Origin of the sequence: Noviherbaspirillum phoenicis, from assembly GCF_047237965.1 — a bacterium.
GTDB lineage: Bacteria > Pseudomonadota > Gammaproteobacteria > Burkholderiales > Burkholderiaceae_D > Noviherbaspirillum_A.
In genome coordinates, this window is the sequence record NZ_JBDFLX010000001.1 from 625,334 (window position 1) to 647,607 (window position 22,274).

General features: G+C 64.7%; 21 protein-coding genes. 12 read left to right on the plus strand and 9 right to left on the minus strand.

The window, feature by feature from the left end; translation table 11 throughout:
- Window positions 1–2: 2 nt before the first annotated feature.
- Both phaZ and ABC383_RS02915 read right to left on the minus strand, forming a co-directional pair.
- Window positions 3–1,193 carry a polyhydroxyalkanoate depolymerase gene (gene phaZ / locus ABC383_RS02910; RefSeq protein WP_413011824.1) on the minus strand — a complete coding sequence of 397 codons (1,191 nt, stop codon included), beginning with the start codon at window positions 1,191–1,193 and terminating at the stop codon, window positions 3–5.
- A gap of 70 nt (window positions 1,194–1,263) precedes the next feature.
- Entirely contained in the window at window positions 1,264–2,106 is an 843-nt protein-coding gene (locus ABC383_RS02915) for an AraC family transcriptional regulator (protein WP_413011826.1), read from the minus strand.
- A 137-nt stretch (window positions 2,107–2,243) separates the two neighbouring features.
- Between ABC383_RS02915 and ABC383_RS02920 the strand changes: the two genes are divergently transcribed.
- The gene (locus tag ABC383_RS02920) at window positions 2,244–3,662 is read left to right on the plus strand and encodes a methyl-accepting chemotaxis protein (RefSeq protein WP_413011828.1); all 1,419 of its coding nucleotides are present in this window, start codon (window positions 2,244–2,246) and stop codon (window positions 3,660–3,662) included.
- A gap of 88 nt (window positions 3,663–3,750) precedes the next feature.
- Window positions 3,751–4,299, plus strand: a complete 549-nt coding sequence (locus ABC383_RS02925) for a DUF3455 domain-containing protein (RefSeq protein ID WP_413011830.1) — start codon at window positions 3,751–3,753, stop codon at window positions 4,297–4,299.
- A 227-nt stretch (window positions 4,300–4,526) separates the two neighbouring features.
- On the opposite strand, the gene ABC383_RS02930 is transcribed toward ABC383_RS02925, so the two are convergent.
- The 5 genes from ABC383_RS02930 to ABC383_RS02950 form a co-directional block, all read right to left on the minus strand.
- Entirely contained in the window at window positions 4,527–4,895 is a 369-nt protein-coding gene (locus tag ABC383_RS02930) for a hypothetical protein (RefSeq protein WP_413011832.1), read from the minus strand.
- Between the two features lie 52 nt (window positions 4,896–4,947).
- Entirely contained in the window at window positions 4,948–6,261 is a 1,314-nt protein-coding gene (gene moeA, locus ABC383_RS02935; protein WP_413016219.1) for a molybdopterin molybdotransferase MoeA, read from the minus strand.
- Window positions 6,262–6,270: 9 nt separating this feature from the next.
- Window positions 6,271–7,389: a GTP 3',8-cyclase MoaA gene (moaA, locus tag ABC383_RS02940; protein ID WP_413011833.1), complete on the minus strand. Its 1,119-nt coding sequence runs from the start codon at window positions 7,387–7,389 to the stop codon at window positions 6,271–6,273.
- Window positions 7,390–7,458: 69 nt separating this feature from the next.
- Window positions 7,459–8,796 carry a chromate efflux transporter gene (gene chrA / locus ABC383_RS02945; protein WP_413011835.1) on the minus strand — a complete coding sequence of 446 codons (1,338 nt, stop codon included), beginning with the start codon at window positions 8,794–8,796 and terminating at the stop codon, window positions 7,459–7,461.
- 178 nt (window positions 8,797–8,974) lie between these two features.
- Entirely contained in the window at window positions 8,975–12,130 is a 3,156-nt protein-coding gene (locus ABC383_RS02950; RefSeq protein ID WP_413011837.1) for a ribonuclease E/G, read from the minus strand.
- Window positions 12,131–12,870: 740 nt separating this feature from the next.
- Here ABC383_RS02950 and ABC383_RS02955 point away from each other — a divergent pair.
- The 4 genes from ABC383_RS02955 (at window position 12,871) to ABC383_RS02970 (ending at window position 16,013) form a co-directional block, all read left to right on the plus strand.
- Window positions 12,871–13,881, plus strand: a complete 1,011-nt coding sequence (locus tag ABC383_RS02955) for an RluA family pseudouridine synthase (protein ID WP_413011839.1) — start codon at window positions 12,871–12,873, stop codon at window positions 13,879–13,881.
- Window positions 13,882–13,945: 64 nt separating this feature from the next.
- Window positions 13,946–14,605: an HAD-IA family hydrolase gene (locus tag ABC383_RS02960; protein WP_413011841.1), complete on the plus strand. Its 660-nt coding sequence runs from the start codon at window positions 13,946–13,948 to the stop codon at window positions 14,603–14,605.
- A complete protein-coding gene (locus ABC383_RS02965) occupies window positions 14,605–14,976 on the plus strand; it encodes a Rieske (2Fe-2S) protein (protein ID WP_413011843.1) in 372 nt (123 codons plus the stop codon). The genes ABC383_RS02960 and ABC383_RS02965 overlap by 1 nt, the downstream gene beginning before the upstream one ends.
- Window positions 14,977–15,011: 35 nt before the next feature.
- Window positions 15,012–16,013 (plus strand): S49 family peptidase, encoded by a 1,002-nt coding sequence (locus tag ABC383_RS02970; RefSeq protein WP_413011845.1) that lies wholly within the window; start codon window positions 15,012–15,014, stop codon window positions 16,011–16,013.
- Window positions 16,014–16,038: 25 nt separating this feature from the next.
- Here the strand turns inward: ABC383_RS02970 and ABC383_RS02975 are convergent, their stop codons facing one another.
- Window positions 16,039–16,791, minus strand: coding sequence for an SAM-dependent methyltransferase (locus ABC383_RS02975; protein ID WP_413011847.1), 753 nt, complete (start codon window positions 16,789–16,791; stop codon window positions 16,039–16,041).
- 13 nt (window positions 16,792–16,804) lie between these two features.
- Window positions 16,805–17,419 carry a Maf-like protein gene (locus tag ABC383_RS02980; protein WP_413011849.1) on the minus strand — a complete coding sequence of 205 codons (615 nt, stop codon included), beginning with the start codon at window positions 17,417–17,419 and terminating at the stop codon, window positions 16,805–16,807.
- A 104-nt stretch (window positions 17,420–17,523) separates the two neighbouring features.
- Between ABC383_RS02980 and ABC383_RS02985 the strand changes: the two genes are divergently transcribed.
- The 6 genes from ABC383_RS02985 to fabG all read left to right on the plus strand — a co-directional run bounded on the left by ABC383_RS02985 (window position 17,524) and on the right by fabG (window position 22,266).
- Window positions 17,524–18,018 (plus strand): YceD family protein, encoded by a 495-nt coding sequence (locus ABC383_RS02985; protein WP_413011851.1) that lies wholly within the window; start codon window positions 17,524–17,526, stop codon window positions 18,016–18,018.
- A 133-nt stretch (window positions 18,019–18,151) separates the two neighbouring features.
- Window positions 18,152–18,334, plus strand: coding sequence for a 50S ribosomal protein L32 (gene rpmF, locus ABC383_RS02990; protein WP_194713757.1), 183 nt, complete (start codon window positions 18,152–18,154; stop codon window positions 18,332–18,334).
- 144 nt (window positions 18,335–18,478) lie between these two features.
- Window positions 18,479–19,570: a phosphate acyltransferase PlsX gene (gene plsX / locus ABC383_RS02995; RefSeq protein ID WP_413016221.1), complete on the plus strand. Its 1,092-nt coding sequence runs from the start codon at window positions 18,479–18,481 to the stop codon at window positions 19,568–19,570.
- Window positions 19,567–20,553 carry a beta-ketoacyl-ACP synthase III gene (locus tag ABC383_RS03000; protein ID WP_413011853.1) on the plus strand — a complete coding sequence of 329 codons (987 nt, stop codon included), beginning with the start codon at window positions 19,567–19,569 and terminating at the stop codon, window positions 20,551–20,553. Before plsX ends, ABC383_RS03000 begins: the two co-directional genes overlap by 4 nt.
- 25 nt (window positions 20,554–20,578) lie before the next feature.
- The gene (fabD, locus tag ABC383_RS03005; RefSeq protein ID WP_413011855.1) at window positions 20,579–21,511 is read left to right on the plus strand and encodes an ACP S-malonyltransferase; all 933 of its coding nucleotides are present in this window, start codon (window positions 20,579–20,581) and stop codon (window positions 21,509–21,511) included.
- Entirely contained in the window at window positions 21,508–22,266 is a 759-nt protein-coding gene (fabG, locus tag ABC383_RS03010; RefSeq protein WP_413011856.1) for a 3-oxoacyl-ACP reductase FabG, read from the plus strand. Before fabD ends, fabG begins: the two co-directional genes overlap by 4 nt.
- Window positions 22,267–22,274 lie beyond the last annotated feature (8 nt).

Below are 22,274 nucleotides of genomic sequence, written 5' to 3' on the forward strand. Positions count from 1 at the left end.
CGTTACACGGCTGCCCGGCGGGCTTCGGGAGGGTGGGCCAGCATGCGGCGCAATTCAGGCAGCACCTGAGCGCGCCAGTGCGGCCCGGAAAACACGTCCCGGTGGGTGGCGCCTTCGACGTCGAGATGCTGCAAGGCCGATGCCGGCAGGCCGGTGCACAGCGCATGCGCGGCCCGGGTCTGGCCGGCGCCGCAGATCTCGTCCGACGCCGCTTCCACCGTCAGCAGCGTGCCATGGCGGATGCGGTCCGGCCGCACCGGCCGGCCGCGATGCCGCAGCATGCCCCGGGCCAGCGCGCAGCGCTGGAATACCTCGCGCAGGTTGTCCAGATAGAATTCGGCGGCCAGGTCCAGCACCGGCTGTTGCGGCGGCAGGGCGCTGCCCAGTTCCAGCATTGCGCGCCAGAAGATTAGCGGGTCGCCCAGACCGGCGGCAACCGAGGTCAGGCGCCGCCGCTGCTCCATGCCGATCGACGCCACCAGCTGCATGGCGCCGCCATAGACGCGGCGCCCGGCGCCCGGCAGCGGCGCCGGCACGACGCTGATCAGTTCCGTCTCGAACCAGTCCAGCGGCGCCCCGGTGGCGAAGCGGTTCACCGGGCTGGGATGGATGCGGGCGTCGATCGGGCCTGCCATCAGCGTCAGGCTGCGCGGCTGGGCCGGATCGCCGTCCTCGGCCAGCAGGGCCGCCGCCGCCAGCGCCGGCACGCAGGACTGGCAGATCGCCACCATGTGCGCGCCCGGCCCGATGGCGCGCATGAAGCGCAGCACATAGTCGATGTAGTCGTCCAGGCCGAAGTGGCCGGCCGACAGCGGCACGTCGCGGGCATCGGCCCAGTCTGTCACATGCACCTGGTAGTCCGGCAGCAGGCCCAGCACGGTGTCGCGCAGCTGCGCCGCCGCATGGCCCGACATCGGCGCCACCAGCAGCAGCGGCGGCGCGTCCGCCGTGCCGGCGCGAAAGCGCAGCAGCCGGCCGAACGGTGCATCGAGCACCGTTTCTTCCTGCACCGTGACGCTGCCGCCCGGCGTGTCCAGGCCGAGGCCGGCCAGCCCGAAATTCGGGCGCGGCTGCCGCAGCGTCTCGCCGTACGTGCTTTCCAGCATCGCCGCGAGCGTTCGCAGTCCCGGCGGATGCATCAGCCAGTTCAATCCTGTCTGGCCGGCGGCGGGCTGCTGGTTCTGGTAGGGCATGCATCACTCCTCAAGGGGGGAACAGTACTGACCGGCTGCAGGCAATTGGGTTCCGGTCGCGGCGATGCGCCTATGCCGCGACGCCTGCCTGATCCGGCCTGGAACGCAACCAGGCCGACGGCGGAACGCCGAACCGGGCGATGAAGGCGCGGGAAAAGGCCGGCTGGCTCTGATAGCCGACCCGGATCGCCACCTGCTCCACCGGCAGGCGCTGACGCAGCAACTGTCGTGCCAGTTTCATCCGGCGCTGCGCGATGTACTCGGCCGGCGGCATGCCGACCTGCTTGTGAAACTGGCTGGCGAACTTGCTGCGCGACATGCCGGCCATGCGCGCCAGCGCATCCAGCGGCCACGGCTGCGCCGGCTGGCGCTGCACCGCCTCCAGCACCCGCGCCAGGCCGGGGTCGGACAGGCCAGCCAGCGCATCCTGCTCGAGCCGGCCCGTCGCGTGGGCATGCCGCAGCAGTTGCACCACCAGCACTTCGCACAGCCGGTTCAGCATGAGCCGGCGGCCGCCGTGCTGGCTCCGCGCCTCGCTGTCGAGCAGTTCCAGCGTGCAGTGCAGCAGGGGCGCGTCGGCCAGGCGGACATGCAGGCAGTCCGGAAGCATGGGCGTCGGCGCATGGGCATCCTCGCCTTCCAGGGCCAGGTTGGCGCAGACCAGGCTGACCTCGCTCCCCGGCGGCACCACCAGATGGTGTTGCAGCCCGCGCGGATAGAACAGCACGGCAGGCTCGTCGATATGGATGGACGGCCGGTCCGGATGATGCATCACCACGGTGCCGCTGCGCACCACATGCAGCTGTCCCAGGGCGCCGGCGCCGGGGAAATGACTGTTGCCGCAGAAACGGCCATCGAAGAAGACGGTCGCGTTAAAAACATTTCTATCCAGGAATTCGGAAAGTCTGTCCATGGTGCCTGTGTGATGAGACGAAAGAGCATGAATTCGGGATGGGCGGGTATGGCGCGACGGGACTTGTCGGCTATCCTCCCGTCCTGTTTTCGACATTTCTCCATGGAAATTTAATCGGTTTGAAGGACTTTTCACCCATGCATGAACAGGCATTGCGCATGCGCAATATCCACAGCCGGGCCGACCGCCTGATGCTGTCCGTGATCTGGACCATGTTCGCCATGGCGCTGGGGCTGGCGGGCTGGCACGACACGCTGGGCTGGGCACTGGCGATCGGACTGCCGGCCGCGCTCGGTCCTACCGCCGCCATCCTGCTCGCGCCCGGCTCCCGCACCAGCCGCTACGTGGTGGCAACCGCGCTGATGGTATTTTCAGCCCTGCACATCCACCAGTCCGCCGGCGCCACCGAGCTGCACTTTGGCATCTTCGTGCTGCTGGCCTTTCTTCTCTGCTATCGCGACTGGTCGGTGATCGTGGTCGGCGCCGCGGTCATCGCGCTGCATCACCTGAGCTTCAACTACCTGCAGGAATGGGGCTTCGGCGTGCTGTGCTTTACCGATACCGGCCTGGGCCGGGTGCTTGCGCATGCCGCCTACGTGGTGGCCGAGACGGCGGTGCTGTCCTATCTGTCGCTGCTGCTGCATCGCGAAGCGGTCCAGGCGGCGGAACTGGGCGCGCGGCTGGACCAGGTCAATGCCTCCGGCGATGGTCGCATCACCCTGGCGGCGCCATCCACCGCCGCGCTGAGCGATGGCGGACGGGTGCTGGAAGGCATGATGACCACGCTGCGCGATGCCGTGGCGGTGGTGCATGCCGGCACCGAGGCGATTGCCGGGGCCGCGCACGCGATCGCCGACGGCAATGCCGACCTGTCGCGCCGCACCGGCAGCCAGTCCGCCGGACTGCGCCAGACCGCGGAGGCAATGGCGCAGCTGACCGTGGCCGTGAAGGACAACGATGCCGATGCCCGCCAGGCCAGCAGCCTGGCCGCCGGCGCCGCCGATATCGCCGAGCGTGGCGGCCAGGTGGTGGAGCAGATGATCGATTCGATGGAAGCGATCCGCGCCCGGTCGCGCCGCATCGTCGACATCATCGCCGTGATCGACGGCATTGCCTTCCAGACCAACATCCTGGCGCTGAACGCGGCGGTGGAAGCAGCCCGGGCCGGCGAGCAGGGCCGCGGTTTCGCGGTGGTGGCCTCGGAAGTGCGCGGCCTGGCGCAGCGCTCGGCCGCCGCCTCCCGCGAAATCGCCGCCCTGATCCACGACTCGGTCGCCGCAGTCGATGCCGGCGACAGCCTGGCCGGGCAGGCCGGACGCACCATGGAGGACATCGTCAGGGCCGTGCAGGAAGTGGCCGCCATCATGGCCCGCATCGTGGCTGCCAGCCATGGTCAGGCCACCGGGATCGCCAGCGTCAATGACGCCATCGCCGGGATGGACCGCGGCACCCGCGACAATGCGGCCCTGGTGCAGCAGGCCGAGGCGGCCGCGGCCAGCATGCAGCAGCAGGTGCAGCTGCTGGGCCAGGCGGTGGGCGCTTTCCGTCTCGCATAAAAGATTGATCACGGATTGAATCCGTTTCGCCGGGTCCGCCGTAGAAAGAGGGCAGTTGCGCAATTTCCCTTTTCCCACGGAGGCATGAATGAAACACGCATTGAAAGCGGCAGCAGCAGTGATGACGGTAGCGACGCTTGCCGCATGTTCCACCCCGGCGATGATGAGCGACATGAAGGCGCCCGTCGCCCCCGCGGCAGTCAGTGTCCCGGCCGGCCACAAGGTGGCGATGATGACGACCGGCATGGGCGATCTGACCTATGAATGCCGGGCCAAGGCTGGCATGCCCGGCCAGTGGGAATGGGTCTTCACCGGCCCGGACGCGATGCTCTACGACATGAACCGGAAGATGGTCGGCAAATACTATGGCGGCCCGACCTGGGAAGCGGCTGACGGCAGCAAGGTCGGCGGCAAGCAGCTGGCTGTGGCGCCGTCACCGAATGCCGGCGCGATTCCGCTGCAGCTGGTGCAGGCCGGCCCGGCGACCGGCAATGGCGCCATGAGCGGCGTGAGCTATATCCAGCGTCTCAACACCATGGGCGGCGTTGCGCCCATGGACGCCTGCGGCGAATCCATGGCCGGCATGAAGAAAACCGTGAAGTACCAGGCCGATTACGTGTTCTACAAGCCAGCCTGATTCCGGCCGGCCAATGTGATGCGACCCGCGCAGCCAGGGGCTGGAGCGGGTCGCAGGGGATTTAGGCATGATGCCTAAAAACGAATGTCGATTTCAATCGACGTCTTCAATATACGCCCGAACGACGGCTTATTGGCGCACGCATGTTTTGATATCGCACAAACAAATTCGCTGGAAAGTATGACGTTCATCGTATAAGGGCAAGCACGTTTTGCCCCGCAGGATGATTACCTGATGCGCGGCATCAGTTCGCCGGTATTGGGATTGACATAGCCGCCCGGGACGCCGAGATAGCGCTCGCCGGTTGACGGATTGATCACGTCGCCGTTGCCGGTGGGAGGATAGTACTGGCCGGTGGCGGGATTGATCGCGCCCGTCTCGGCCCGTTCCGGCGACGGTGGCTGCAACCTTGACAGGTTGCCTTGCCGTTCGCGTTCATCGGCCTGATGCCGGTTTTGCGGCGCCGGGACAGCCCGTCCGGCATCGGACTGATTGGGCTGACTGGACGGATCGGACTGACTGGATGGGTCGGCCTGCGCCAGTGCCATAGTGCAGAAGCCCGCGCACAGCAGGGCGGGCAGGATTTTTTTCATCATGTCAATTCTGAGCCGCCAGCCGGCATAAGGTTCCGGCCGCCCTACAACAGCCCTACAGCAGCCCTTCGAACGGCAGCACCTCGACCATGTCGCCCGCCTGCACATTGCCCTGTTCGTGGCCCAGCACCACCATGCAGTTGGCCTCGGACATCGAGCGCAGGATGCCCGAGCCCTGGGCGCCGGTGATGCGCACCTCGCGGCTGCCGTCGGCGGCCACCGACAGGATGCCGCGCTGGTATTCGGTGCGGCCCGGCTTCTTGCGGATCGCGCCCTGCGAGCGGACCGCGAACAGCGGCAGCGGCGGCACCTGCGCGCCCATCATGTGCAGCAGCGCCTCGCGCGCGAAGAAGTAGAAGGTCACCATCACCGCCACCGGATTGCCCGGCAGGCCGAACAGATAGGCGCTGTGCCCGGCGGAGTGGATCTTGCCGAAGGCCATCGGACGGCCGGGACGCATGCCTATCTTCCAGAAGGTCACGTCGCCCAGCTGGGCCATCATCTGCTTGGTGTAGTCGGCCGCGCCGACCGACACGCCGCCGGAGGTGATGATGGCGTCCGCATTCTCGCAGGCCGAGCGGAACGCGGCTTCCAGCGCGGCCGGATCGTCGGCCACCACGCCCATGTCGATGATGTCGCAGCCCAGGCGCCTGAGCATGCCGTAGAGCGTGTAGCGGTTGCTGTCGTAGACGCAGCCCTCGTCGAGCGGCTCGCCGATCGAGCGCAATTCGTCGCCGGTGGAAAAGAAGGCCACCCGCAGCCGGCGCTGCACCGGCACCTCGGCCACGCCGAGCGAGGCCAGCAGGCCAAGGTCGGCCGGCCGCAGTATCTTGCCTCGGGCCAGCGCGGGCTGGCCAGCTGCCAGGTCTTCCCCGGCCAGCCGGCGGTTGTCGCCGGGGCGCACCACATTCGGCGGCAGCATCACGCTGGCGGTGTCGGACTGGCTGGTGAATTCCTGCGGCACCACGGTATCGCAGCCTTCGGGCATCACCGCGCCGGTCATGATGCGCACGCATTCGCCGGGGCCGACCGGGCCGTCGTAGGCGCGGCCCGCATAGGACGTGCCCACCACCCTGAGCGACAGCGGCGCGTCGCCTGCCAGCTCGGCGCTGGCGAAGGCGAAGCCGTCCATCGCGGAATTGTCATGGGCCGGCACATTGATCGGCGAGACGATGTCGGCCGCCAGCACCCGGTCGAGGGCGCTGCGGATGGCAACCTTCTCGACCGCATGCAGCGGCAGCACGAAACTGCGGATGATCTGCTGCGCCTGCGCCACCGGCAGGGCGTCGGGGTCATAGCCGGACAGGCAGCTGACGACCTGGTCCAGGGTGGGGTGGGTGGTTTGATCAGGGGGTGGTGTTTGCTTGATCGACACTTTTTATCCGCCTATATAGGACATTTCAACTTTCTTGCGCGGGCCTTGCGCCAGCCCTTCGGTGCTGCCGGTGCGCAGTTCGGAGTAACGGTCGCCGCGGGCGCGCCAGACCTGCGCCACCGCGCTGGAGATCTCCTGGTCGCTGTGCCCGGCGCGCAGCAGGGCGCGCAGGTCGTGGCCGCTGGTGGCGAACAGGCAGGTGTAGAGCTTGCCCTCGGTCGACAGCCTGGCCCGGGTGCAGTCGTGGCAGAAGGCCTGGGTCACGCTGGAGATCATGCCCACCTCGCCGCCGCCATCCGCATAGCGCCAGCGCGCCGCCGTTTCGCCGCTGTAGTTCGGGTCGACCGGCTGCAGCGGCATCACTTCGGAAATGCGGCGGACCACCTCGGCCGAGGGAATCACTTCATCCATCTTCCAGCCGTTGGACGCGCCCACGTCCATGTATTCGATGAAGCGCAGGATGGTCGGGCTGCCCTTGAAGTGGCGCGCCATCGGCACGATTTCCTGGTCGTTCATGCCGCCCTTGACCACCATGTTGACCTTGACCGGGCCAAGCCCGGCGCGATGCGCCGCCTCGATGCCGTGCAGCACGTCCGAGACCGAGAAGTCGACATCGTTCATGCGGCGGAACACGGCATCGTCGAGCGCGTCGAGCGACACCGTCACCCGGTTCAGCCCGGCGTCCTTCAATGCCTGCGCCTTGCGCGCCAGCAGCGAGCCGTTGGTGGTCAGGGTCAGGTCGAGTTCGCGGCCGTCCGGCGTCTTCAGCGCGCGCAGCATGGCCACCAGGTTCTCCAGGTTCTTGCGCAGCAGCGGTTCGCCGCCGGTCAGCCTGATCTTTTCCACGCCGTGGGCGACGAACAGGCTGGCCACCCGGGTGATTTCCTCGAACGACAGCAGCGCGCTGTGCGGCAGGAACGCATAGTCCTTGTCGAACACTTCCTTGGGCATGCAGTAGACGCAGCGGAAGTTGCAGCGATCGGTGACCGAGATGCGCAGGTCGCGCAGCGGACGCGCCAGGCTGTCGGCGAGCAGGCCGGTGGGCTGCTCCAGGCTGGCGGGGATGCGCGGCGCCGATGGCAGGCTGCGGTAGTCGGCGACGGGAATGATTCTGGATGACATGGCAGGCGGTTCAGGTTCGGCTCGGTTGCATTCTATTGACATGGGCGGCCGGTCGCATGGCCCGGCCGCTTAACGCAGGTACGATACCACGAGGCCTGCTACCGCACATGCAAGGATCAGCTTGATGGTATCGGCCTTGTAATGCACCAGCGCCAGCAGGGCAAGCGCGCTGATCGCGATCGCCGCCCAGTCCCAGCGCAGCGGCGGCAGGTCGAGCCTGAAGACATGCCAGGCGAAGAACAGCGCCAGGCTGATCACCACGCCGACCACGGCCGCCGAAATTGCGGTCAGCGGCGCGGTGAGGCGGATATCGCCACGCGTCGATTCCACCAGCGGCCCGCCCGCCAGGATGAAGATGAAGGAAGGCAGGAAGGTGAAGAAGGTCGTCACGCAGGCCGCCGCGGCGCCGGCCAGCAGCAGGTGGTCCGGGCCGAACAACGCCTTGGTCCAACCGCCGACGAAGCCGACGAAGGCCACGATCATGATCAGCGGACCGGGCGTGGTCTCGCCCAGGGCCAGGCCGTCGATCATTTGCGTCGCGGTCAGCCAGTGATAGGTTTCCACGCCGCCCTGATAGACATAAGGCAGCACCGCGTAGGCGCCGCCGAAGGTCAGCATCGCGGCCTTGGTGAAGAACCAGCCCATCTGGGCCAGCGGCGCCTGGCGGCCGTACAGCAGCGCCAGCGCCAGCCAGGCCAGGATGCCGATCCCGATGCCGACCGCCAGCAGCTTTGCCAGGTGCGGGCCGCTGTAGCGCGCATGCGGCGGCGGCGGCGTCGCATCGTCGATGATCGCCGGTCCGTAGCTGGCCTGCGCACCTGGCCCGTGTCCGCCGCCAGGCTGGAACTTTGCCGGCAGCAGGCGCCCGCCGACCATGCCGGCCAGCGCCGCCGACAGCACGATGACCGGGAAAGGCAGGCGCAGCACCGCGATGGCCACCAGCGCAGCCGCTGCGATGGCGACCAGCCAGCCGTTCTTCAGTGACCGGCTGCCGATGCGCCAGGCGGCGGCGAGCACGATCGCCACCACCGCCGGCTTGATCCCATACAGCACGCCGGCCACCACCGGCAGATTGCCGAAGGCCAGGTAAATCCATGAAAGCAGGATCAGGATCAGCAGCGAAGGCAGCACGAACAGCGCCCCGGCGATGATGCCGCCCCAGGTGCGATGCATCAGCCAGCCGATATAGATCGCCAGCTGGGTGGCTTCCGGTCCGGGCAGCAGCATGCAGTAGTTGAGCGCATGCAGGAAGCGCTGCTCGGAAATCCAGCGCCGGCGTTCCACCAGTTCGGTATGCATCAGGGCGATCTGCCCGGCCGGACCGCCAAAGCTGATGAAACCCAGCTTGAGCCAGTAGGCGAACGCTTCAGCGAGGCTGACCGGGGGCGGCGCCGTTGTCTTGTCCATCTGTCCTTGCCTTTCGCGGCGCAGAAAAAAGGGAGCGAAAGCTCCCTTGGGTTGTGTTCCATTGCTGTCGAATGCCAGCCCGGACCGGTTTGGTGCGCATGAAGCGCAGCGTCTTCCAGTCCGCGCCGTACGCTGCACAGGCAGCCCGCCACGCCCGTCGGGCGCGGCGGGCAGGAAATCAACGATTGGTTTCCACCTGGATCAGCGGCTCGTTCGACACCGGCGGCAGCGGCTTGCGTTCGCGCGGCACGCGCGGCGCCGGCTGGATGCGGGCAGCCGCTTCCTGGGCTGCACGCAGCTTCTCCGGATCGGTGCTTGCCAGGGTCAGACCAGCGGCGCTGAGCATGGCATTGAGCTCCTGCAGCGGCATGTTGGCGCCTGCCTTGGCAGGAGCCGCGCTGCTGGCGACCGGCTGCGGCTGGGCGGCAGCAGGCGCCTGCGCCGCTTCCGTCGCTTCCGCTTCGACCGGCGCTACCGCTGCCGGCTGCGCCTCGGCGACGGGCGCGCTCTCGGCGTGTTCCACCGGGTTGGCGTCAACCGCTTCGGCTTGCTGGACAATGGCTTGCTGGACAACTGGCGATGGCTGTTCGTCCATCGCCGGCGCAGCGTCGGTGTCCACCGCGCGGGTCGGCTCCGGCTCGACGGCCGCAGGCGCTTCCGGCTGCGCTGGCGCAGCTTCGGCCAGCGTGGCCGCCTCGGCATCCACCGCTGCGGGCGCAATGGCGCTCGCTTCGGTATCAGCCACGGCTTCGCTGGTTTGCGCAGGCACGGTCGGCGCCGCTTCGTCGGCGGCAGGCGTTGCCTGTTCCGGCTGTGCGCTCGCTTCGGCGGGCACGACTTCCACCGTGGTATGGCTGACCGTGACGTCCACCGTGCTTACCGCGATCACGGTGGCGTCGGGAGCCGCCTGGCTGGCAGCCTGCTCTTCGGCAATGGCTGCGGCTTCGCCGGCGATGGCGGCGCCCGCTTCCAGTTCCTCGCCGTTTTCGCCGATCTCGCCGTTTTCACGTTCACGACGATTGCGGTTGCGGCCGCCACGACGGCGACGGCGGCGCGGCTGGTCATCGCCTTCCTCGCCGGTCTCGGCCATCTGGTTTTCCAGGCCTTCCTGCTCGGCGCCGGTCTCGGCCGCCGATGCCGCAATCGCAGCCGCCGGGATTTCCGGCGCGACTGCCGCCGCGGTCAGTGGCAATGCTTCCTCGCTGGCTGCCGCCACGGGTGCGGCTGGCTTGCGCTCCTCGCGCGGTGCGCGCGGTGCGCGCTCCCGCTTGCCTTCACCAGCCTCGCGCGGCTCGCGTGCCTCACGCGGCTCGCGACGACCCTCGGCGTTTTCACGCGGTTCCCTGGCCTCGCGCGGCTCGCGCGGAGGACGTGGCGGGCGCACGGACTGGCCGGCCGGCGCCGCTGCCGGCACGGCGCCGGCGGCTGGCTTGGCCAGCATGTCGTCACGGCCTTCGACCTTGCCGGCGTCGCGCTCATCGCGCTCACGGCCACCGCGTCCGCCGCGGGCACGGCCACGCTGGCCATTGCCGCGCTGGTTGCGCTCGGCACGTTCGCGCGCCACTTCCGGCTTGGCCGCGGCGACCGGCGCCGGCACTGGTGCAACGACCACCGGCTTCTTGCGGAACAGGCCGAACAGGCGGCTCAGGAAGCCTTCCTCAACCTGGGGCGCGGGCGCCACCGGAGCCGGTGCCGGCTCGGGCGCCTTGCGCTCGACGATAGGCGCCGGCTGGTCCGGCGTGATGCTCTTGACCATCGCCTCCTGGCGCGGCTTTGCTTCTTCCTTCTGCCGCTTGTCGTAGCCGATGTCGGTTTCCGCCGCGTCGGCCATGCTGTAGCTGGCCTGCATGTCTTCCAGTCGCGGATCGTCATGCTTTAGGCGTTCCAGCTTGTAGTGCGGCGTTTCCAGATGCTTGTTTGGAATCAGGATCACGCTGACGCGGTGCCGGGTCTCGATCTTCAGGATCTCGCCGCGCTTTTCATTCAACAGGAAAGCGGCGACATCGACCGGCGCCTGCACATGGATCGCGGCCGAGTTTTCCTTCATCGCCTCTTCCTGGATGATGCGCAGCACCTGCAGGGCGGACGACTCGGTGTCCCGGATATGGCCGGTGCCGTTGCAGCGCGGGCAGGTCACGTGGCTGCCTTCCGACAGCGACGGGCGCAGGCGCTGGCGCGACAGTTCCATCAGGCCGAAACGGGAAATCTTGCCCATCTGCACACGGGCGCGGTCGAAGTGCAGCGCATCCTTCAGCCGGGTCTCGACTTCGCGCTGGTTCTTCGAGTTTTCCATGTCGATGAAGTCGATCACGATCAGGCCGCCGAGGTCGCGCAGGCGCAACTGGCGGGCCACTTCATCGGCCGCTTCGAGGTTGGTGTTGAGCGCGGTGGTCTCGATGTCGCTGCCGCGGGTGGCGCGGGCGGAGTTGACGTCGACCGACACCAGCGCTTCGGTATGGTCGATCACGATGGCGCCGCCCGATGGCAGCGGCACGGTGCGGGAATAGGCGGTCTCGATCTGGTGTTCGATCTGGAAGCGCGAGAACAGCGGCACGTCGTCGCGGTAGCGCTTGACCCGGTGCACCATATCCGGCATCACGTGGCTCATGAACTGCTGGGCCTGGTCGTAGATGTCGTCGGTGTCGATCAGGATTTCACCGATGTCGGGCTGGAAGTAGTCGCGGATCGCGCGGATCACCAGCGAGGATTCCTGATAGATCAGGAAGGCGCCGGAAGCGGACTGGCCGGCGCCCTCGATGGCGCGCCAGAGCTGCATCAGGTAATTCAGGTCCCACTGCAGTTCATCGACATTGCGGCCGATGCCGGCGGTGCGGGCAATGACCGACATGCCGCTGGGCAGGTCCAGCTTGTCCATGGTCTCGCGCAGTTCCTGGCGGTCTTCGCCTTCGACCCGGCGCGAAACGCCGCCGCCGCGCGGATTGTTGGGCATCAGCACCAGGTAGCGGCCAGCCAGCGAAATGAAGGAGGTCAGCGCCGCGCCCTTGTTGCCGCGCTCTTCCTTTTCCACCTGCACCACGATTTCCTGGCCTTCGCGCAATGCGTCGCGAATGCTGGCGGTGCGTACGTCCACGCCTTCCTTGAAATAACTGCGGGCAACTTCCTTGAAGGGGAGGAAGCCGTGGCGTTCTTCGCCGTAGTTGACGAAGCAGGCTTCGAGGGAGGGTTCGATGCGGGTGATGACGCCCTTGTAGATGTTGGACTTGCGTTGCTCGCGTCCGCTGGTTTCGATGTCGATGTCGATGAGCTTCTGCCCATCGACAATCGCCACGCGCAGTTCTTCCTGCTGCGTGGCGTTGAATAGCATGCGTTTCATGATTCACTCCGTGACCTTGAGGTCATCTTCAATGCCGCTGGCAACCCGTGTCGCCGTATGCGGCTGGCATTTATGGGGCGCATGCTGGAGCGTGTCTGGTCTGACTGGCCTCACGAAGCCGGTTGCATTGCCGTCGGCACTGCATCGTGCATCCTCGCCGTACTTCCGGTACGGCGCGTTGGCACGCCTTGGTCCGAGGGAAATCGACCTCGGCCTCGTTGAGTCCATTCAATCCAGACACGCTGCAGGGCGGAGTGTCCGAAGGGAATTGCCTTGGTGTGCGGCGTCGCAGCGCATGCGCTGAAGCCGTACGGGCGCTGACGCGGTTTTATCCGGGTGCCGAGTGCGTACTGAAAGCAGGCCGGACGCACATGCAAGGGGCAGGCGCGCGGAACACGGCAACATCGGTACGAGACAGCTCGGTCAAGCCTAACGGAACGTCATGGTTCAACAGTTTCGGCAACCCGGGTACAACCACATCCACCAGCGAGCCCGCACAACAGGCGCTCTCGCCGGAAAAATCCTGAACATCCAGACATCCGATCCAACATTTCCGCGCGCCGCCCGATTGCAACAACGGTGGCAACCCTGGCTCGCGCAACAAATGCTGCATACACATCTTTTCCATCGAATTTGCAATAAGGCGAGGCCGATGGAGACGCCCCTGTGTAGAATGTGCTTTTTATTCTTACACTTACGCCGCAGCCTCCTGGCTACGGCCGGTCGATTATATATTCAAAATGAAGGACTTAGCGAGCTTTTCAGGGAACAGCGAAAGAATCCCGGCCGCAACAGCGCAACCACAAGTCCTCAGCCAAGTCCAACTGGTCACGATTTCGGAAGAAGAAGCCGGTCAGCGTATCGACAATTTCCTGCTGCGCATCTTCAAGGGCGTACCGAAAAGCCATGTCTACCGGGTGCTGCGCTCGGGCGAGGTGCGCGTCAACAAGGGCCGCGTCGACCAGACCTACCGGCTATGCGAGGGCGATGTGCTGCGCCTGCCGCCGGTGCGCACCAGCGAACGTGCGCCCTCGGGCGCGCCGGGCGCCGAATTCACCATCCTGCTCGAAGACAGCCATCTGCTGGTCATCGACAAGCCGGCAGGGGTGGCGGTCCATGGCGGTTCCGGCGTGAGCTACGGCGTGATCGAGCAGCTGCGTTCCTCCCGCCCGGATGCCAAGTTCCTCGAACTGGTGCACCGGCTGGACCGCGATACCTCGGGCATCCTGATGCTGGCCAAAAAGCGCTCCGCGCTGACCAATCTGCACGAGCAGATCCGGGAAGGCAGCCTCGACAAGCGCTACTTCACGCTGGTGAAAGGCGACTGGACCAATCCGCGCCAGCACATCCGGCTGGCGCTGCATAAATACAGCACAGCGGACGGCGAGCGGCGGGTCAGGGTGCAATCCGACGGCATGGCGTCGCACACGATTTTCAACCTTGTGAAAAAATATGGGCCTTATGCCTTGCTCGAAGCGGAACTGAAAACCGGGCGGACCCACCAGATCAGGGTGCATCTGGCATCGAGCGGATTTCCGATTGTCGGAGATGATAAATACGGCGACTTCGCCCTGAATCGCGAAATGCAGCGTTCCGAAGGGCAGAGGGCGGCCTTCAAGCGCATGTTCCTGCATGCGCACCAGCTGACCTTCATTCATCCCGACAGCGGCAAGCCGGTCACGCTGAAGGCGGGACTGCCGCCGGAATGCCAGCGCCTGCTCAAGGCACTGGAACAGCAAGCCGCGGGATGACGCACAATTTGCAACTATCTAGAATGTCGTTACCAGAAAGCGAAAGGGCCTGAACGGCCACATCATGCCAAGAAAACAATTTGATCTCATCGTATTCGACTGGGACGGCACCCTGATGGACAGCACCGGCACCATCGTCAAGTGCATCCAGGCCGCCGCGCGCGACCTCGGCCTGCCGGTTCCGGACCATCGGGCGGCGTCCTATGTCATCGGCCTCGGCCTGCAGGACGCGATGGAAGCGGTGCTGCCTGACCTCGATCCAAAATACTATCCGCGCATGGTGGAGCGCTATCGTTACCATTACCTTGCCCAGGACCAGGAACTGACGCTGTTCGACGGCGTTGCGGACATGCTTGCCGACCTGTCCCAGCAGGGCTATTTCCTGGCAGTGGCCACCGGCAAGAGCAGGGTGGGGCTCAACCGCGCGCTCAACACCGCCAAGCTGCTGTCGGTGTTCGACGCTACTCGCTGCGCCGATGAAACCTTCTCCAAGCCGCATCCGGCCATGCTGCAGGAGCTGACCCGGGAACTTGGCCAGGATCTCAGGCGCACCGTCATGATCGGCGATACCACCCATGACCTGCAGATGGCCATCAACGCCGGCGCCGGCGGCATCGGCGTGCACTATGGCGCTCATACGCCCGAAGAGCTCAAGCCGCTCAACCCCCTCTTCACCGCGGATTCCGTGCCGCATCTGCATGCCTGGCTCAACGAGCACGCCTGATGAGCGACACCGATATTTTCGTTTGCGAAGCGGCGGAACTTGAAGAGGGCGGCAGGGGCGTACGTTTTCCGGTCACCGCCGGCTCTGAAGACCGCACCGGGTTTGTGGTGCGCTACGGCGGCAGCGTGCGCGGCTTCCTGAACCGCTGCGCCCATGTGCCGATCGAGCTGGACTGGAACGAAGGCCAGTTCTTCGAACTGAGCGGCCTCTATCTGATGTGTTCCACCCATGGCGCACTCTACGACCCTGACACCGGGCGCTGCGCGGGCGGCCCTTGCCGCGGCGGCAGCCTTCGCCCGATTAGCGTCGTCGAGCGAGAGGGCAAAATCTACTGGCAGCCGGACGACTACATCCGTCCAGTCCGGGCCTGAGGCAGGCAACCAAGCAACGAGCGATAACAATGAGCATGGATAACCAGAATAATTCGACTGCCTCCTCCACGCCGCCCGAAGCGCCGCTGCGCAGCGTCGCCTGGGAACGTGAAACCCTGGAAAAGCTGGCCTTTGCAACTTTAGCCGAGCAGCGCGCCCGGCGCCGCTGGAATATTTTCTTCCGCTTCCTGTTCGTCGGCCTGATTCTGCTGGGCCTGGCGCTGGCGTTCGACTATACCGGCGCCGATATGGAGGCCGTGGGCAAGCACAGCGCACTGATCGAGATCGACGGCACCATCGAAAGCGGTGGCGGAAGCGGCTCGGCCGATTCCGTGATACCCGCCCTGAACCGCGCCTTTTCCGATGTGGCGGCGGTCGGCGTGATCCTGCGCATCAACAGCCCCGGCGGCAGCCCTGTGCAGGCCGGCATCATCAACGACGAGATTCAGCGCCTGCGCAAGGCTTATCCGCAAAAGCCGTTGTATGTCGTGGTGGACGAAATGTGCGCCTCCGGCGGCTATTACATTGCCGCAGCGGCCGACCGCATCTATGTCAACAAGGCTAGCATCGTCGGCTCCATCGGCGTATTGATGGATGGCTTCGGCTTCACTGGCCTGATGGACAAGCTGGGCATCGAGCGCCGGCTGCTGACGGCAGGCGAGAACAAGGGTTTCATGGACCCGTTCAGCCCGGTGCAGCCCAAGCAGGTCGAGTATGCACGCGGCATGGTCAATGAAATTCACCAGCAGTTCATCGACGTCGTGCGCCAGGGGCGCGGCAAGCGGCTCAAGGAAACGCCGGAAATGTTTACCGGCCTGTTCTGGAGCGGCGCGCGCGCAGTGGAACTGGGCCTTGCCGATGGTTTCGGCACCGTCAATACAGTGGCCCGCAATGAATTAAAGACCGATGACATCGTCGATTACACCAAGCACGAAGGACTGCCCGAGCGGGTGCTGAAGAAGTTCGGCGCCGCGGTGGGCGCCGGGGCCGGCGCCTCCCTGCTTGGCAATGCGGGCGCCAGGCCTGCGCTGCGCTAGAGCACGCCGTCCGGCGGCATCCGGATCATTGGGCCAGCAGGGAAAAAACAGTCGGCTTCTTGTGGAAGTCGGGTAGCTTCCCGGCGTCCACATCCCGTTTCCAGCGCGCAGCCGGCTGCGTCCGGATACTTTCCGTGGCCAGCGTGAGGTCGGTGGCGACGGAAATCAGCGTGCCCGGTTGACATGCCGCCGCCAGGGCTTCCAGCAGCGCGGCATTGCGGTAAGGCGTTTCAATGAACAACTGCGTCTGCCGCTCGCGCCGGGACCGGTCTTCCAGTTCGCGCAGGCGCTTCTGGCGCTGCACGGCATCGGTCGGCAAATAGCCGTTGAAGGCGAAACTCTGTCCGTTCAGGCCGCCGGCCATGACCGCCAGCAGCAGCGACGACGGCCCGACCAGCGGCCTGACCCGAATATTTTTTTCATGCGCAAGCCGCACCAGGTTGGCGCCCGGGTCGGCCACCGCCGGCACGCCCGCTTCGGAAATCAGGCCGGCATCCTGGCCATCCAGCAACGGTTGCAGCAGGGCAGGCAGCGCCGCTGCCTGGGTATTGACATTGAGCTCGCTGATGCGGATTTCCTGCATCGGCCTGGCAAGCGGACGCGCTTGCGCCACGGTTTTCAGGAATGCCCGCGTAGTCTTCGCATTCTCGGCAATGAAATAGTCCAGTCTTGCCGTGGCGGCTTGCACTTCCTCCGGAATTACATCGGAAAGCGTGCAGCCAGATGCGACGTCCGCCGGGCCGAGCGTATTGGGTAGCAGATAGAGCGTGCCGGTCATGGATTGGGATATATCAGGTATGGGCGGTGAAAAAGGCAATGCCTGCGCGGCGCAGCATCGACGTCAGCGCAATCAGCGGCAGGCCGGTGAGGGCGGTCGGGTCGGCGCCGCGCACGCTTTCCAGCAGGGCAATGCCCAGCCCTTCGTTGCGGGCGCTGCCGGCGCAGTCATAGGGCTGCTCGATGTGCAGGTAAGCATCCAGTTCCGCGTCCGGCAGGTCGCGAAAAGCGACGAAGGTCTGCACATTTTCAATCTGGAGCGGCGTCCGGGCCGCAGGTCGGCCATCCAGCAGGCACAGTGCGGTATGAAATATCACCTCACGGCCGCGCATCAGTTGCAATTGCGCCAGGGCGTTGTCATGTGTTCCGGGCTTGCCGATCTGAATCCCGTCCAGCGTGGCGACCTGGTCGCAGCCTATAACCAGGCATCCCGGGGCCTGCGACGAGATCGCCATAGCCTTCTGCTCACACAGTCGCATCGCAGTCGCTTCCGGCGATTCACCTGGCTCCGGCGTCTCGTCGATGTCCGGCGACAGTACTTCAAACGGAAGGCGCAGGCGCTCCAGCAGTTCCTTGCGATAGGGAGAACTTGATCCGAGTATCAGTCTAGGAGCGGCGTTTTCTGGCATGGCGCGTCGGGATGGCGGTGAATTGATCAAAAACCCGTCTAAGGCTTTGACGATTAAAGAAAAAGCCTGTTATTATCGCAGGTTTTCCGGCTATGCCTAAACCTATGGACGCTTTCGTCATCGACGCCTTTGATTTTTGTCGTCAAAAACTTGAGCGCGCCGGCGAAACGGCGCTTGCGGACATGCCGCGGCTGACAGCCGAACTCACCGATGCGCAGGGCAGCCTGCACTGGGCGGTGCAGGGCGGCTCGGATGGGAAGGGTCATCCCAAGCTGACGTTGCAGGTGTCCGGTCCGGTGCATCTGCGTTGCCAGCGTTGCCTGCAGCCTTTCGAGTTTGCGATCGATTCGTCCTCGGTGCTGATTCTCGCCCAGGACGAAGCCAGTGCCGATGCCCTTGAAGAGCAATTGGACGATGACAGCGTCGACGTCGTTGCCGGTTCCAGAACCATGGACATGGCGGCAATGATCGAGGATGAAGCCCTGCTGGCGCTGCCCTTGTCGCCAAAGCATGATGTCTGCCCGGACCCGGCGGATTTCGCGGCGGCCAGCAGCAAGAAGGCGGAATCGCCGTTCGCGGTGCTCAAGAATTTGAAGTAGTGATTCGACCCTGGCTGGATGCGGGGTGTTTCAAATACTGCCGGTCTCGTGCTGGCAGGGATGTTCCCGGTTCCGGCAGTCGAATCATCAGTCGGATGTGTTAAAATTTCAGATCTCAGTTTTAGGAGTTATCATGGCAGTTCAACAAAATAAGAAGTCCCCGTCCAAGCGTGGCATGCATCGCGCGCATGATTTCCTGGTTGCGCCTCCGATCGCGGTAGAGCCGACCACCGGCGAAACCCATCGTCGTCACCACATCAGCCCGAACGGTTTCTACCGTGGCCGCAAAGTGCTGAAGACCAAGAACGACGAGTAATCACACCATTGTGCCAAGCTGAACGCGGCGTAACGAGTTATACGACTTGGCGCCGCTTTTTATATGCTCAAGCAACATTTTCTGTCATTTTGACTCATGCCGATTCTGGCCGATAATGCGGTTGGGCCAGGCACTGAAACAATAATGACAATTACACTTTCCATAGACTGCATGGGTGGCGACCACGGTCCGTCGGTCACTGTTCCCGCTGCAGTATCCTTTCTCGCCGCAGAGCCCGGCGCCGCGCTGATATTGGTTGGTAAAACCGAGGTCATCGAAGCCGAACTCAAAAAGCACAAGGCAGCAAACCACCCCCGTATCACGATCGTCAATGCCACCGAGGTGGTCACGATGGACGATACGCTGGAAGTGGCGATGCGCCGGAAGAAAGACTCCTCGATGCGGGTTGCGATCAGCCTGGTCAAGGAAGGCCGCGCCCAGGCGTGCGTCTCGGCCGGCAACACCGGTGCGCTGATGGCGGTTTCCCGTTACCTGCTCAAGACCCTGCCTGGCGTTGACAGGCCAGCGATCTGCACCATACTCCCTAACCAGAAAGACGGCCCGACCTACATGCTGGATCTGGGCGCGAACGTCGACTGCGAGCCCCAGCACCTGCACCAGTTTGCCCTGATGGGCTCGGCCCTGGTGTCGGCCATGGAAGGCAAGTCCAAGCCTACGGTCGGCCTGCTCAATATCGGCGAAGAGGATATCAAGGGCAACGACCTTGTAAAGCGGACAGCGCAGCTGCTGCGCGAAGACCATGCCCGCGGCATCCTGAATTTCCACGGCAACGTCGAAGGCAATGACATTTTCGAGGGCACGACAGATATCGTCGTCTGCGACGGCTTTGTCGGCAACGTGGTGCTGAAGGCGTCAGAAGGCGTTGGACGGTTCGTCAAGAACGCGCTGACCGCCGAGTTCAAGCGCAATCCGCTGAACATGCTCGGCGCGCTGATCGCCAGCGGTGCCATTCGCGCTTTTTCACGCCGCATGAATCCGTCCCGCTACAATGGCGCCAGTCTGCTGGGCTTGCGCGGCCTGGTGTTCAAGAGCCATGGCGGCGAAAACGCCTACGGCTACGAATTTGCAATCAAACGCGCGTACGAGGCAGTGCACCATGATGTACTTGCCCGGATTTCAAAAGCCATCGCGGAACTGATGCCTCAGGCAGGTCAGTCAGCACAGACCGAAGACGCCCAGCCTGCTCCGCGACTCACCGAAGATAAAACCGCATGACCCTTTACAGCAAAATCATCGGTACAGGTAGCTACCTGCCGCCACGCCGGGTAAGCAATGATGAACTGTCCGCGCAACTGGCGGAGCAGGGCATCGAGACCTCCGACGAGTGGATCGTATCGCGCAGTGGCATATCGGCCCGTCATTATGCGGATGCCGACATGAAGTCCAGTGATCTCGCCGTCAAGGCCGCGCAGAATGCGCTCGACATGGCAGGCTGCAGCGTCAACGAGGTCGACCTGATACTGTTGGCGACTTCCACCCCGGATTATTTCGGCGGTTTTCCCAGCACCGCATGCGTGGTGCAGAACAAGCTCGGCATTACCAATCACTGTGCAGCGGTAGATATCCAGGCGGTATGCAGCGGCTTCGTCTATGCACTGTCGATGGCCGACAGCTTCATCCGGACCGGCATGCACAAGAAGGTGCTGGTGATCGGCGCCGAAGTGTTTTCCCGCATTCTGGACTTCAAGGACCGCACTACATGCGTGCTGTTCGGCGATGGCGCCGGCGCAGTCCTGATGTCCACCGCGAATGAGCCCGGCATACTGGCAACCCGATTGCATGCCGACGGCAGCCAGGCCGGCATACTGTGCGTCCCTGGCAGTGTCAGTGCTGGCGCGATTGCCGGCAGCGCCTTCCTGCACATGGATGGCCAGGCGGTCTTCAAGCTCGCGGTGTCGGTGCTGGAGAAGGTCGCGCACGAGGCACTGGATGCTGCTGGCGTGTCGGCTTCCGAGGTCGACTGGCTCATTCCGCATCAGGCAAACATCCGCATCATGCAGGGCACGGCCCGGAAATTGGGCATGCCCATGGAAAAGATGGTGGTGACCGTCGATCAGCACGGCAACACATCGGCGGCATCGATCCCGCTGGCGCTCGACCAGGCCATGCGCGATGGCCGCATCAAGCCGGGCCAGACCGTGCTGATGGAAGGCGTCGGCGGCGGCTTTACCTGGGGTGCGGCGCTGGTCCGCATGTGACAGACAAAAAAGACAAGAAGACACGATGAAATTCGCATTTGTATTTCCCGGGCAGGGATCGCAGGCCATCGGCATGCTCAATGGTTTCAGCGAAAACCCGGTCGTCAAGGACACCCTGTCCGAGGCCTCCGAAGCCATCAAGGTGGACCTTGCCAAGCTGGTCGCCGAAGGTCCGAAGGAAAAACTCGATCTCACTACCAATACCCAGCCGGTGATGCTGGCTGCCGCGGTCGCAACCTGGCGCGCCTGGTTGGCTGCCGGTGGTGCAATGCCGGCGCTGGTAGCCGGTCATAGCCTGGGCGAATATTCCGCGCTGGTGGCAGCCGGCGCGATCCAGTTTGCCGACGCCGTGCCTCTGGTACGTTTTCGTGCGCAGGCCATGCAGGAAGCGGTGCCGGTCGGGCAGGGCGGCATGGCTGCCATTCTCGGCCTTTCAGATGAGGACGTGCGCGCCGCCTGTGCCGATGCGGCGCAGGGCGAAGTTGTCGAGCCGGTCAACTTCAACGCGCCGGCCCAGGTCGTCATCGCAGGGCACAAGGGCGCGGTCGAGCGCGCCTGCGAGGCTGCCAAGGCACGCGGCGCCAAGCGTGCGCTGGTCTTGCCTGTCTCGGCGCCGTTTCATTCGTCGCTGCTGCAACCCGCTTCGATCAGGCTGCGCGATTACATGGAGGGGCTGACCTTCGCCGCCCCAGCCCTGCCGCTGATCAACAATGTTGATGTGGCCATCGTCAATGATCCGGCGTCCATCAAGGATGCGCTGGTGCGCCAGGCTGCCAGTCCCGTGCGCTGGGTTGAGACCGTGCAGAAGATCGCGGCGGAAGGCGTAACCCATGTGATCGAATGCGGTCCCGGCAAGGTGCTGTCCGGCCTCACGAAGCGGATCAACGGCGACCTCACCGGCGATGCGATCGTCGATCAGGCATCTCTCGAAAGAATACTGGAGCTCGTTAAGCAATGACCAATCCTGCACAACTGGAAGGCCAAATCGCGCTCGTGACCGGCGCTTCGCGCGGCATCGGGCGCGCGATTGCGCTCGAGCTGGCAAGGCAGGGCGCAAGGGTGATCGGCACTGCGACGTCAGAAGCCGGCAGCGCCGCCATCTCTCAATATATGAACGAGCTCGGCGAAGGCCGCGGTCGCGGCATGGTGCTGGACGTAAACGATGCGGAGCGCTGCGCTGCGCTTGTTGCCGACATCCAGAAGGAATACGGCGGCCTGTCCATTCTCGTCAATAACGCCGGTATCACGCAGGACCAGCTGGCCATGCGGATGAAGGACGAGGAATGGGATGCCGTCATCGCAACCAACCTCACTTCGGTGGCCCGGCTGTCGCGGGCCGTGCTGCGCGGCATGATGAAGGCCAAGCAGGGTCGCATCATCAACATTACGTCAGTGGTCGGATCGGCAGGCAATCCCGGACAAATGAACTATGCGGCAGCCAAGGCTGGCGTGGCCGGCATGAGTCGTGCGCTCGCGCGGGAAATCGGCAGTCGCAACATCACGGTCAACTGCGTAGCGCCTGGCTTCATCGATACCGACATGACGCGCGCTCTGGATGAGCAGCAGGTCTCCTCGCTGCTTCAGCAGATCCCGCTGGCCCGGCTCGGTCAGCCGTCGGACATCGCGGCAGCCGTGGCATTTCTGGCCTCGCCGCAAGCTGGCTACATCACTGGCACCACGTTGCACGTCAACGGCGGCATGTACATGAACTGAATGCGATT